Origin of the sequence: Frateuria sp. GZRR33, from assembly GCF_051900425.1 — a bacterium.
GTDB lineage: Bacteria > Pseudomonadota > Gammaproteobacteria > Xanthomonadales > Rhodanobacteraceae > Frateuria_A.
Genome location: NZ_JBHZGK010000002.1, coordinates 288,058 through 301,147 on the forward strand (window position 1 = coordinate 288,058; position 13,090 = coordinate 301,147).

General features: G+C 70.6%; 7 protein-coding genes. 6 read left to right on the forward strand and 1 reads right to left on the reverse strand.

Annotation, left to right across the window (positions count from 1 at the left end):
* The first annotated feature begins 58 nt into the window (after positions 1–58).
* The 6 genes from hrpA (at position 59) to ACFWZU_RS03745 (ending at position 12,612) form a co-directional block, all read left to right on the forward strand.
* A complete protein-coding gene (hrpA, locus tag ACFWZU_RS03720) occupies positions 59–4,258 on the forward strand; it encodes an ATP-dependent RNA helicase HrpA (RefSeq protein WP_439700059.1) in 4,200 nt (1,399 codons plus the stop codon).
* 268 nt (positions 4,259–4,526) lie between these two features.
* Positions 4,527–6,641, forward strand: a complete 2,115-nt coding sequence (locus ACFWZU_RS03725) for a RelA/SpoT family protein (protein WP_439700060.1) — start codon at positions 4,527–4,529, stop codon at positions 6,639–6,641.
* A 75-nt stretch (positions 6,642–6,716) separates the two neighbouring features.
* Positions 6,717–8,465: a hypothetical protein gene (locus tag ACFWZU_RS03730; RefSeq protein WP_439700061.1), complete on the forward strand. Its 1,749-nt coding sequence runs from the start codon at positions 6,717–6,719 to the stop codon at positions 8,463–8,465.
* Positions 8,466–8,475: 10 nt separating this feature from the next.
* Entirely contained in the window at positions 8,476–9,303 is an 828-nt protein-coding gene (locus ACFWZU_RS03735) for an NAD-dependent epimerase/dehydratase family protein (RefSeq protein ID WP_439700062.1), read from the forward strand.
* Between the two features lie 470 nt (positions 9,304–9,773).
* Positions 9,774–12,080 (forward strand): penicillin-binding protein 1B, encoded by a 2,307-nt coding sequence (gene mrcB / locus ACFWZU_RS03740; protein ID WP_439700176.1) that lies wholly within the window; start codon positions 9,774–9,776, stop codon positions 12,078–12,080.
* Positions 12,081–12,204: 124 nt separating this feature from the next.
* Positions 12,205–12,612 (forward strand): tetratricopeptide repeat protein, encoded by a 408-nt coding sequence (locus ACFWZU_RS03745; RefSeq protein ID WP_439700063.1) that lies wholly within the window; start codon positions 12,205–12,207, stop codon positions 12,610–12,612.
* A 39-nt stretch (positions 12,613–12,651) separates the two neighbouring features.
* Here ACFWZU_RS03745 and ACFWZU_RS03750 read toward each other — a convergent pair whose 3' ends face one another.
* Positions 12,652–13,041, reverse strand: coding sequence for an MAPEG family protein (locus tag ACFWZU_RS03750; protein ID WP_439700064.1), 390 nt, complete (start codon positions 13,039–13,041; stop codon positions 12,652–12,654).
* Positions 13,042–13,090 lie beyond the last annotated feature (49 nt).

Genomic DNA, 13,090 nt, shown 5'->3' on the forward strand with positions numbered 1-13,090 from the left:
CGGGTGAAATGAATCGTTCCGATGGGGCCCATAGCCTGCGGCTATCATGTGCGGTCCCATGAACGACATTCCGCCCACCCCGCCCCCTGAAGAGCGCCTGCGCGGCCTGCGCGAGGCGCTTGCGACGGTTTCCAGCCGCGACTTCGGCCGCCTGCTGGGCCGCTGGCGCGGGCTTTCGCGGCAACCGGATGCGCGCAAGCTCGAGGCGCTGTCGGCCGACATCGCCGCCTCGGCCGCGAAGCGGCAGGCGCGCGCCGCGGCCAAGCCGGCGATCCGGCTGGACGAATCGCTGCCGATCAGCGCGCGTGCGGACGAGATCGTCGAACTGATCCGCAGGCACCAGGTCGTGGTGATCGCCGGCGAGACCGGCTCGGGCAAGACCACCCAGTTGCCCAAGCTGTGCCTTGCCGCCGGACGCGGCGAGGCGGGCATGATCGGCTGCACCCAGCCGCGCCGCCTGGCCGCACGTTCGGTGGCCCGGCGCGTGGCGGAGGAACTGGGCACGGCGCTGGGCGAGCAGGTCGGCTTCCAGGTGCGCTTCACCGACCAGGTGTCCGAGCGCACGCTGGTCAAGTTCATGACCGACGGCATTCTGCTGGCCGAAACCCAGGGTGACCCGTGGTTGTCGAGCTACGACACGGTGATCATCGACGAGGCGCACGAGCGCAGCCTCAACATCGATTTCCTGCTCGGTTACCTCAAGCGGCTCGCCGCGAAGCGGCCGGAGCTGAAGATCATCGTCACGTCGGCGACGATCGACACGGCGCGCTTCGCCGAACACTTCAACGATGCGCCGGTGGTCTCGGTCGAAGGGCGCGCCTATCCGGTCGAGGTGCGCTGGCGTCCGGCGGACGCCGTCGGGACGCACTCCGCGCGCGACCGCGGCCCGCACGCCCGCGACACGTCCGACCGCGTCCAGCAGGGCAGTGCCGAACATCTCGGCCTGGTGCTCGACGAGATCATGGCCGATCGCAGCCTGGGCGGCGGCCCGGGTGACGTGCTGGTGTTCCTCCCCGGCGAGCGGGAGATCCGCGACGCGCACCTGCTGCTCTCGCGTCGCCAGTATCGCGAGACCGAGGTGCTGCCGCTGTACGCGCGGCTGTCGGCCGCGGACCAGGATCGCGTGTTCAAGCCCGGCCCGAAGCGGCGCATCGTGCTGGCCACCAACGTGGCCGAGACCTCGCTGACCGTGCCGCGCATCCGCTACGTGGTCGACAACGGCAGCGCGCGGGTGATGCGCTACAGCCAGCGCAGCCAGCTCGAACGCCTGCACGTGGAACCGGTGTCGCAGGCCGCTGCCGACCAGCGCAAGGGCCGCTGCGGGCGCATCGGTCCTGGCATCTGTTATCGGCTCTATGGCGAGGCGGATTTCGAAAGCCGGCCGCGTTACACCGATCCGGAGCTGCTGCGTTCCTCGCTCGCCAACGTCATCCTGCGCATGCTCTCGCTGAAGCTGGGCGAGGTGGAGGATTTTCCCTTCCTGGAGGCGCCCGATCCGCGCATGGTCGCCGACGGTTACCGCCGGCTGGCGGAAATCTCCGCCATCGACGAACGCCGCCACCTGACCGCGATCGGCCGCCAGCTGGCGCGGCTGCCGATCGACGTCCAGCTGGCGCGGATGCTGGTCGAGGCGCACGAACGCCATGCCCTGCGCGAGCTGCTGGTGGTGGTGGCGTTCCTGTCCATCCAGGACCCGCGCGAACGGCCGGCCGATGCGCGGCAGCAGGCCGATGCGGCGCATGCGGCGTTTGCCGATCCGAATTCCGATTTCGTCGGTGTGCTCAATCTGTGGCGCGAGTACACGAAGGCGCACGAGGAGCTCACGCAATCGAAGCTGCGCGACTGGTGCGGGCGGCAGTTCCTGTCGTTCATGCGCATGCGCGAGTGGCGCGAGCTGCATCGGCAATTGTTGCTGGTGGTGGCGGAGCTGGGCTGGAAGCTCGACGGATCTGCTCCCTCTCCCCTCCGGGGAGAGGGCCGGGGTGAGGGGGCGTTCTCGCGGCAGAGTCCGACCGGAGCCGAACGGGCCGCTATTCGCACCTCGCACAGCGAAGCGCAGGGCTCGCGTCGCACCAGGGAAGCTTCGGGCGAGCCCCGGCCCATCACCCCGGCGGGGAGAGGAGGCAAACGCCAAAAGCAGACTCATGGCGAGCCCCGGCCCCTCACCTCAATCCTCTCCCCGGAGGGGAGAGGAGGCGAACGCGAAGAGCGCGTTATTGATGAAAAAGACGCTGCGCGTCTTTTTGAAGCCATCCATCGTTCGCTGCTCGCCGGCCTGCCGACCCAGGTCGGCCACAGGGACGAAAAGGGGGTCTACCGCTCCACCCGCGAGCGCCGCTTCCAGGTGTTCCCCGGCTCGGCGCTGGCCAAGGCGCCGCCGGCATGGATTTTCGCCGCGCAGATCCTGGACGTCGGCGGCCGCGTGTGGGGAATGAGCTGCGCCCGCGTCGAGCCGGCCTGGATCGAGCAGCAGGCCGCGCACCTGGTCAAGGCCAGCTGCCGCGATGCGCACTGGTCGCGCAAGCGCGGCACGGTGGTCGCGTACGAGCAGGTCAGCCTGTTCGGACTGGCCCTCGTCGAGCGCCGCGCGGTCACCTTCCAGAAGCAGGACCCGGCGCTCGCCCACGCGATCTTCCTGCGCGAGGCGCTGGCACGCGGCGACCTCGACGTGCGCGCCGACTTCGTGCGCGCCAACCAGCGCGTGCTGGCGCAGGCGCACGAGATCGAAGCCAAGCAACGGCGCGAGGGCCTGCTGCGCAGCGAGGAAGAGCTGGCGCGGTTCTTCGAAGGCAAGCTGCCGGAGGACGTCGCCAGCACGCGCGCACTCGACGCCTGGTACAGCCGGGCACGTCCCGCCGAGCAGGCCGCACTGCGCTGGTCGCTGGACGAGGTGATGGCGGGCGGCAGCGGGCTGGATCCGAAGGCCTTTCCCGCCACGCTCGACCTCGCGCCGCAGCGCTACAAGCTCGAATACCGCTTCGTCCCCGGCGACGAGGCCGACGGCGTCACGCTCCAACTGCCGCTGGCGATGCTCAACGCGCTGCCCGCCGACCGCTGCGAGTGGCTGGTGCCGGGTCTGCTGGCGGACAAGGTGGCCGAACTGATCCGCGGCCTGCCCAAGGCATTGCGCCGCAACTTCGTGCCCGCGCCCGATTTCGCGCGCGCCTTTGTCGAAGCCGAAGCGCCGCGCGACCAGCCCCTGGTCGACGCCCTGGCCGCGTTCCTCAGGCGCGCCACCGGCGCCGACGCACCCGCCGCCGAATTCGCGGCAGTGGAGCTCCCGCCGCACCTCAAGATGCGCTTCCGCCTGCACGACGAGCGCGGCAAGACACTCGCCACCGGCCGCGACCTCGCCGTCTTGCGCGCGCAATGGGAAACGCAGGCGCGCGAAGCCTTCTCTCGCAAGACCGACGTGGAACTGACCCGCGAGGACGTCACCCGCTGGGATTTCGAGGAGATCCCCGCGCAGGTGCGCTCGGAGGGCGGCCTCGCTGCGTTCCCGGCGCTGGTCGACCTGGGCGAGGCGGTTGCGCTGCGCGTGTTCGAACGCCGCGACGAGGCACGTGCCGCGCACCTCAAAGGCGTCGAGCGGCTGCTGCGCAACGCGCTGGCTAGCGAGATGAAGCAGGCTCGGCGGCGCCTGCCGATCGCCAATCCGCTGTCGCTGAAATACGCCCCGCTGGGCAGCGTCGACTCGCTGCGCGAGGACCTGGTCGAGGGCGGCTTCGCCGACCTGCTGGCGACGCATGATCTGGACGCGCGCACGGCCGGCGATTTCGAGGCCCTGCGTACCGCGCTCGCGCGCGAAGTTTTCGCTGCGGCGGTCGAGCGGCTGAAGCTGGTCGAACCGGTCATTGAAGCGCAGGCCGAGCTCAAACCCTGGCTGGAACCGCCGCTGATCGGCTTCGCCCGCGCCAGCTACGACGACCTGCGCGAACAGCTCGACGCGTTGCTCGCGCCGGGCTTCTCGCGCGAACTGCCCAATGCTCGCCTGGCCCATTACCCGCGTTACCTGAAGGCCATGCGCCTGCGTGCCGAACGCCTGCGCCAGGACCCGGCCAAGGACCAGCAACGCATGCTGCAGGTGCTGCCGTACTGGCGCGAGTACCTCAGGCACCAGGCCGGCGGCAGGACGGACCTCGACGAGCTGCGCTGGTTGATCGAGGAATGGCGCGTGTCGCTTTTCGCACAGGAATTGAAGACCGCCGAACCGGTCTCGGCGAAGCGCCTGGCGCGGGCGCTGGAAGCCTTGGGGTGATTGGGCTGGGGTGATCGAGCTGGGGTGATCGAGCCGGGGTGATCGGTTCGCGAGCGGGGTGAAGCGCGCGATCCGCGCCTCCCCATCCGCCCTCCGGGCACCTTCCCCCGCAAGCGGGGGAAGGAACAATGGCCGCCCATCTCACCCTTTGCCGGAATCCTTCCCCCGCCACGCGGGGGAAGGTGCCCGAAGGGCGGATGGGGGAAGTCTTGCGGAAGACCTCCCTCCGCGACCCCGGCGCAGGCCTTCTTCTAGAATGCCCCTTCCCATGTCCCAGCCCGCCCAACCCGCCTCGACCCGCCTGGCCCAATGGCAGGCACGCGCGTCCGCGTCGCCCCTGCTGACGGCCGCGCTGGAAGCCTGCACGCCCTCGAGCGGGGCCGAATGCGCCGACGTGCTCGACCTGCTGGCGATGCTCGGCTGCGACGCGCAGACCCAGGCCGCGGCGGTGTGGTTCGAGCTGGCGCAGCGCGATCTGCCGGCGTGGCAGTCCCATGCCCCCGCGCTGCCGCTGGAAGTGCAGCGCCTGGTCGAGGGCCAGCGTGCCGCGGAGAAAGTGTGGGCGCTGCACGCGCAGCGCGAGGCCACCACGTACGAAGGCCTGCGCCGGCTGCTGCTGGCGATCATCCGCGACCTGCGCGTGGTGTTCGTGCTGCTCGCACGCCAGCTGGCCAAGATGCGCGGCGCCACGGCGCTGCCCCAAGCCGATCGCGTAGCGCTGGCGAAGCTCACCCGCGACATCCACGCGCCGCTCGCCAACCGGTTGGGCATCTGGCAACTCAAATGGGAACTGGAGGACCTCGCCTTCCGTTACCTGCAGCCGGACACCTACAAGCGCATCGCGCGCCTGCTGGACGAGCGCCGCGCCGACCGCGAGGCGTTCATCGCCCAGGTATTGGCCGAGCTCGGTGCGGCACTGCAGGCGGCCGACATCAAGGCCGATCTCGCCGGCCGCCCGAAGCACATCTATTCCATCTGGAAGAAGATGCATCGCAAGGGGCTGGACTTTTCCGACCTGTACGACATCCGCGCCGTGCGCATCCTGGTCGACAGCGTGGCCGACTGCTATGCCGCGCTGGGCGTGGTGCACGCGCAGTGGCAGCACCTGCCGCGCGAGTTCGACGACTACCTGGCCCGCCCCAAGGGCAACGGCTACCGCTCGCTGCACACCGCGGTGATCGGGCCGCAGGGCAAGACGCTGGAAGTGCAGATCCGCACCCACGCCATGCACCGCGACAACGAGCTGGGCGTCGCCGCGCACTGGCGCTACAAGGAAGGTGGCGGCGCCGATGCCGAGTTCGAGGCGAAGATCGCCTGGATGCGCAAGCTGCTCGAACCGCGCGCGGACGAGGAAGTCGCCGCTGAGCTGCGCACCGAGCTGCTGGAAGACCGCGTCTACCTGCTGACGCCCAAGGGCGAGGTGTTCGACCTGCCGCACGGTGCCACCGTGCTCGACTTCGCCTACTACGTGCACACCGAGGTCGGCCACCGCTGCCGCGGCGCCAAGGTGAACGGGCGCATCGTGCCGCTCACCCACCAGCCGCGCAGCGGCGATCGCGTCGAGATCGTCACTGCGAAGAACGCCGAGCCGAGCCGCGACTGGCTCTCGCCGCACCATGGCTATCTTAACACCAGCCGTGCGCGCGAGAAGGCCCGCTCGTGGTTCCGCCGCATCGCCTTCGACGCCAACCTCGCCGCCGGCCGCGCGCTGCTCGAGCGCGAGCTGAAGCGCCTGGCGTTGCCCAGTGCCGACCTTTCGAAGCTGCCGGCGCACTTCCATCTGAAGACCCACGAGGAACTGCTGGTCGCGCTCGCGCTGGGCGAGGTCAGCGGCGGGCAGATCGCCCGCGTGCTGCAGGAGGCCGCCCACCCGGTCGAGCCCGCGCCGCCGCCGGCGCCGCCGCTCGCGCGGCATGCCACGCCCGACCACGGCGCGCTGCGCATCGAAGGCGTGGGCAACCTGCTTACGGTGCTTGCGCGCTGCTGCCAGCCGCTGCCGGGCGATGCGGTGCGCGGCTTCATCACCAAGGGGCGCGGCGTGTCGGTGCACCGAGCCGACTGCGCCAGCCTGGCGCGGCTGGCCCGGCGCGATCCGGATCGGGTGATCGAGGTCGAGTGGGGCCGTGCGACTGCGCAGTCCTACCAGGTCGACATCGAACTGCACGGCTTCGACCGCAAGGGCCTGCAGAAGGACGTGCTGAACCTGATCAGCAACGTCGGCACGCCGATCGTCGCCTCCTCCAGCCGGCTGGAAGGCCGCACCGGCGAGGTGGAGATGCGCTTCACCCTGCGCGTGAAGGACTTCGAGCAGCTGTCCTCGCTGCTCGGCAAGCTGGTGGCGCTGCCCAACGTGGTGGAAGCGCGGCGCGTCAGCGCAAGCTGAATGCGCGGACTTCACCGCCGGGCGCGTGAAGTGGGCGATGCTAAGCTGAATGCGTTGCCAGGACAGCGATCGAGCATGAGCGGACGCAGAGACCAAAACGGCCGCGACGGGCGTGCCGAACCGACGCTGGGCGATCTGGGCGACCTGGAGTCGCCGCGCCCGCGCGCGGACGATCCGGACGATCGCCTGCCGCCGATTTCCTTCCACACGCCGCGCACGACGCCGCCGGCGCGCCATCGGCGCGTGCGCCTGCGCACCTGGCACGTCGTCGCGCTGGTGGCGGTGCTGATCCTGGGCGCCGGCGTGTGGGCGATGCGCGAATACCAGAACAGCTTGCGCGACATGGTGCCGCGCACGGAACTCAACGACGTCCTGAGCCGCGCCGACAAGGCGCTGCAGGACGGTCACCTGGACGGCACCGACGGCACCAGCGCGCGCGAGCTGTACCAGGGCGCGCGCGCGCTCGAACCGGATAACGACCGCGCCCGCGACGGCCTGCACCAGGTCGGCATGGCCGAGCTCTCGCGTGCCGACACCGCGTTCCGCGCCGGCCGCCTGGACGAAGCGCAGCAGGAACTCACCGTCGCCCGCGAACTGCTCGGCGGCGGCAGCGACGTCGACCGGCTCGATCGCCTGATCAGGCAGGCGCGCGGGGCCGCGCAGCCGGCCGACGACCTGGTCGAGCGCGCGCAGCAGGCGTTCAATGCCGGCAGGCTCACCGGCAAGGACGGCGCCGGCGCGCTGTACCAGCAGATGCTCGCCGCCGACGGCGACAACGCCGTTGCCCAGCACGGCCTGGACCAGGTGGGCGCAGCCCTGGCCGCGCAGGTGCGCGCCGCGCTGGCGCATGGCGACGCGACGACCGCCGCGTCCACCATCGACCAGCTGGCCGCCCTTTTGCCCAGCTACGGCGACCTCCCGGCGCTGCGCGCCGCGCTCGCGCAGGCCCGGCAACAGGATGACGGCGCGCTGCTGGAGGCCATCTCGCAGGGCCAGCAGGCGCTGCGCGACGGCCGCATCGCGGGCGCGGGCGACGACACGGCACTGGCGCACTTCCAGGCCGCGCTCAAGCTGGACCCGAACAACGTGCAGGCGCGCGCCGGCCTGGGCCAGGTCGCCCAGGCGCTGGTGGTGCAGGCCAACGCGGCGCTCGATGCCGACGACACCGAACAGGCCTCGCGCCTGCTCGACCAGGCCGAGGCGCTGGCGCCCAAATCCGCTGACCTCGCTGCCGCGAAGGCGCGCCTGACCACCAAGGCCCCGCAAGCCCGGCCGTCGGCGTCCACGCAATCCGCAGCCACGCCGCCGACCGCCGCGGCCCCCAGGCAGCCCGCGCCTGAAGCCGCGGAGCCCCCGCCGCCTCCGCCGCCGGCGCTGACCGCCGACCAGATCGAGCAGGTCGCCGAACTGGTGCGTCGCGCCCGCACCGCCGCCACGCAGGGACAGATCATGCTGCCGCCGGGCGAGAGCGCGTACGACCTCTACCGCAATGCACTGGCCATCGACGGCAACAACCAGGCCGCGCTGCAGGGCCTGGAAGACCTGCCCAACCTGGTGGTGCAGCTGTTCAACCAGTCCCTCGCCAGCGGTGACCTGGACAAGGCCGGCGAACTGCTCGGCGCGCTGGGCGACCTGTCGCCGGGCGATTCCAACGAAAGCGTGCTGCGCGAGCGGCTGGTCGATGCCTGGCTGGACCAGGCCGAGCAGCAGCTCGACCGCGGCGATCGCGCCAATGCGGCGCAGTCGATCGAACAGGCACGCCGGCTCGCGCCCTACCTGCCGCGTGTGAGCGAGCTCTCGCGGCGCCTGCAATCCGGCCATTGACCGGGCACGCATGAGCGTCGTGGTATTCGGGGCGAGCGGCCAGATCGGCCATTTCCTGTTGCCGCGCCTGCGCGGACGCGGCGAGCAGGTGATCGCAGTGAGTCGCGAGCCGCATGCCGACAGCGAGGGCGTGTGCTGGATGCGCGGTGGCCTGCCTGATGCGGTGCCCGCGCTGCCGCCCGTTTCCGCCATCGTCAGCTACGGGCCGCTGCAACCGTTCGCGCACTGGCTCGCCGCGGCGGCGCCGGCCGGTTCGCCGCGCATCGTCGCCACCAGTTCCATGAGTGCGCAGAGCAAAGCCGGATCCGAGGTGCCCGACGAGCGCGATATCGCGCGCCAGCTCAGGCAAGGCGAGGAGGAGCTGATCGCCGCCTGCGCGGCGCTGGGCTGCGACTGGACGGTGTTGCGGCCCACGCTGATCTACGGGGCGGGGCGCGACAGGAGCCTGACGCCGCTGGCCCACCGCGCGATGCGCACGCGGGTTTTTGCGCGGCCCACCGGCGGCGGCCTGCGCCAGCCGGTGCACGCCGACGACATTGCACTGGCCACGCTGGCGGCGATCGACCGTCCCGCCAACCGCATACTGATGCTGGGCGGTGGCGAGCGATTGCGGGCCGGTGAGATGTTTGCCCGCGTGCAGCACAGCCTGCCGGTGGCGACGCTGCCACTGCCCGTGCCGGCGTGGCTGCTGCGTCAGGCGCGCCATCTGATCCCGCGCCTGCGCGGGCCACTTGCGCGGCTGGCATCGGACCTGGTCGCCGACAACACCGAGCTGGAACGCGTGCTCGGCGTGCACCCGCGGCCATTCAGGCCGGATCCCCGGTGTTGGCGGCGCTGAGGCGTCCCTCGCAGAGGCGCCGCGCAGAGCACACTGGGCCTACCGCGCTGCGCGAGAAGGGTATCGATGGGTGGGTGGGAAAGCCTTGCGAAGAGCCCCAGTCATGCATCCGGCCCAAAAGCGCCCCCATCCGCCTGTCGGCACCTTCCCCCGCGTTCGCAGGGGAAGGCTCGGGAACGGGGCTGCGGCATTGGTCCTTCCCTCGCCGCGCGGGGGAAGGCTCGGGAACGGGCGCTGCGGCTTTGATCCTTCCCCCGCGGCGCGGGGGAAGGTGCCCGAAGGGCGGATGGGGGAAGTCTTGCCGATAACCACCCTCCCTGCGCGCAACCATCGCACGCCACCTCGCAGCCACGACCGCGCCACCCGCCTGCCACGTATCGCCCGTGACGTTCAGATGCGCGCGGGGTGACACGCCCTATCATCGGAGCCACCCTGGATCCCGGTTCCCGACCTTGGCACTGACTTCTCGCATGGGCGCGTTCGCGCGCCACAGCTGGCGCTGGCTGCGCATCCCGTTCTGGGTTGCGCTCGGCCTGGGGCTGGGCTTCGTGCTGCCGTACACGCTGATTCTCAACAAGCGCGTGCAGGACCGTTTCAACGACCTGGTGTTCGCGGTGCCCACGCGCGTGTATGCGCGCCCGCTGACGCTGGCCCCGGGCGTGCCGATGTCGCCTTCCGCACTGGAGCTGGAGCTGACCTTCGCCGGCTACGGCCATGATGGCGCGGGCAAGGTGCCCGGCAGCTGGACGCGCAACGGCAGCCGCTACGTGATCTCCTCGCGCGGCTACGCCGGCCCCGATGGCGGCGAGCTGCCCAAGCGCATCCGCGTGACGCTCGGCCATGGCCAGGTCGTCGAATCGCTCGCCGAAGCGGCCAGCGGCGAGCCGATCAAGCTTGCCCACCTGGACCCGGCACGCATCGCCACCGTCTATGGCGCGCAGCAGGAAGAGCGCCGCATCGTGCGCCTGGCCGACGTGCCGCCGCTGCTGGCCAGCGGCCTGCAGGCGGTCGAGGACCGCGACTTCAAGCACCACATCGGGCTGGACTTCAGCGCGATCCTGCGCGCCGCGTTCGCCAACCTGCGCGCCGGCCATACCGTGCAGGGCGGCTCCACGCTGACCCAGCAGCTGGTGCGCAACCTGTTCCTCGACCGCAGCCAGAACCTGGTGCGCAAGTTCAACGAGGCGCTGCTCTCGCTGCTGATCGAGGCGCACTACTCGAAGGACCGCATCCTGGAGGCGTACATCAACGAGGTGTTCCTCGGCCAGCAGGGCAACCAGGCGGTGCACGGCTTCGCCGCGGGCGCGGAGTTCTACTTCGGTCGCCGGCTGGAGGACCTGCGACCGCAGGAGATCGCGCTGCTGGTCGGCATGGTCAAGGGCCCGAGCTACTACGACCCGCGCCGTTACCCCAAGCGCGCGCTGTCGCGGCGCAACCTGGTGCTGAAGGAGTTCTACGACACCGGCCTGCTTGATGCGGGCCAGGTCAATGCGGCGCAGGCGGCGCCGCTGGACATCGCCCCGAACGCGCAGCTCCCGCACAACCGCTTTCCGGCCTTCATGCAGCTGGTGCGCGCGCAGATCACCAACGACTTCGACGACGACACGCTGCGCAAGGGCAACCTGTCGATCTTCACCACGCTCGATCCGGCCGCGCAGCTGTACGCCGAACAGGCGATCACCACGGCCATCAAGAACATGGGCAAGCGCGGCGACAAGGTGCAGGCGGCCGGCGTGGTCACCGACACCGACACCGGCAGCGTGCTGGCGGTGGTCGGCAGCAAGACGCCGGGGGATCCCGGTTTCAACCGAGCGCTCGACGCGCGCCGGCCGATCGGGTCGCTGGTCAAGCCGTTCGTCTACCTGGTCGCGCTGACCGACCCGGCGCACTGGAACTTGGGCACGCCGCTGGACGATTCGCCGATCATGCTGCGCCAGCCCAACGGCAAGACCTGGATGCCGCAGAACGACGACAACCAGTCGCACGGTTTCGTGCCGATGGTCGACGCGCTGGCGCACTCGTGGAACCTGGCGACCATCCACCTGGGCCTCGCCGTCGGCGTGCAGCGGGTCAAGGCGTTCCTGGAATCGTTCGGCTTCACCGACATCAATCCCAGTCCCTCGATGCTGATCGGTGCGGTGGACCTCTCGCCGTTCCAGGTCGCGCAACTCTACGAATACCTGGCCGCGGACGGCCACGCGCTGCCGCTGCTGGCGGTGCGCGGCGTGGTCGACGGTACCGGACATACCGTCAAGCGCTATGAGGTCGAGGGCGGCAAGGGCGAGTACCAGGAAGCGGTGCGGCTGATCACCTGGGCGATGCAGCAGGTGGCCGAGTACGGCACCGCACACAGCCTGGGCGATTCCTCGCTGGCCTGGCTCAACGCCGCCGGCAAGACCGGCACCAGCAACGACATGCGCGACAGCTGGTTCGCCGGCTTCACCGCCGACCGCCTGGCGGTGTTCTGGATGGGCCGCGACGACAACAAGCCGACCGGCCTGTTCGGCGCCACCGGCGGCCTGCGCGCCTGGCAGGACCTGTTCCGCCACCTGCCGACGCGTCCGCTTCCGGCGCAGCCGGGCGAGGGCCTGGAAATGGCCTGGATCGACCCGACCAACGGCAAGCCGACGCAGCCGGAGTGCGAAGGTGCGCGCCAGTTCCCGGTCGTCGCCGGGTCGCTTTCCCCTGATACCGAAGGCTGCTTCTGGCAGCGCATCGGCGATTTCTTCGGCGGTGACGGCAGCACGCCGGCGCCCGCCGCATCCACGGTCCAATAGAGAACCTTCGATGTTTTCCGCTTCACGTTTGCGCCTTGGCTCCGCCGTCCTCGCCACCCTGCTGCTTGCAGGCTGCTTCAGCGTTCCGCCGCAGGAAGAAAAGCCGGTCGTCCCGGCGCATGACATGGTCGCGGCGATTCGCGCGGCAGGGGCACGCGAGCAGTCGATCATCGACGTGGCCCCGCTGCGCGATCCGGGCGTCACGGCCTGGCAGGATGCCGCCCAGGCAGACGAGCGTGCCGGCCGGTACACCGACGCCGCGGCCAAGCTCGACCAGGCGCTCAAGCTCAATCCCGACTCGCCCGACCTGCTGCAGGACCGCGCCGAAGTCGCCATCCGCCTGCACGACTACGCCACCGCCGAGCGGCTCGCGCGGCGGTCCTGGTCGCTGGGGCCCCAGCTCGGGCCGCTGTGCGCGCGCAACTGGCAGACAGTCGTGGAGATGCGCCTGCAGGCCGGCGACGAAGCCGGCGCCGTGGCGGCGCGCAAAGGCGTGCAGGATTGCCACAAGGAAGGCATCCCGCGTTACTAGGCTCCGGGTCCTTCGCCCTCCGGGGAGAGGAGCAGGCGACTAGAGCACCGCCACCAGCAACAGCACGATGCCGGCCATGCTCACCGCCCACACCAGCGTGCGCAGATAGGGAATCCCCGCCGCATACACCGGCACGTAGACCAGCCGCGCCCAGAAATAAAGCTGCGCGCCGAGCGCGCTGGTTGCATCCTGCCTGCCCATCGCGATCACCGCGAGCACCAGTGCGGCGAAGAACGCAAACGTCTCGAGGAAATTGCCACGCGCCCGGTCCAGCCGGCCGGCCACGCCGGTGAGCGGCGCGCCCGGGCGGTCGCGCGCGCTGGCGGCCCATGCCGGGCTGCGCTGGGCCATCGAGCCGGTCGCCGCGAGGGCGATCTGCACCAGGCCAAGGATCACGCTCCACACCAGCATGTGCAGTTCGATGCCCATCGTTCCGCTTCCCAGGTTGAGGTAGGGCGCATCCTGCGCCGGTCCGGGG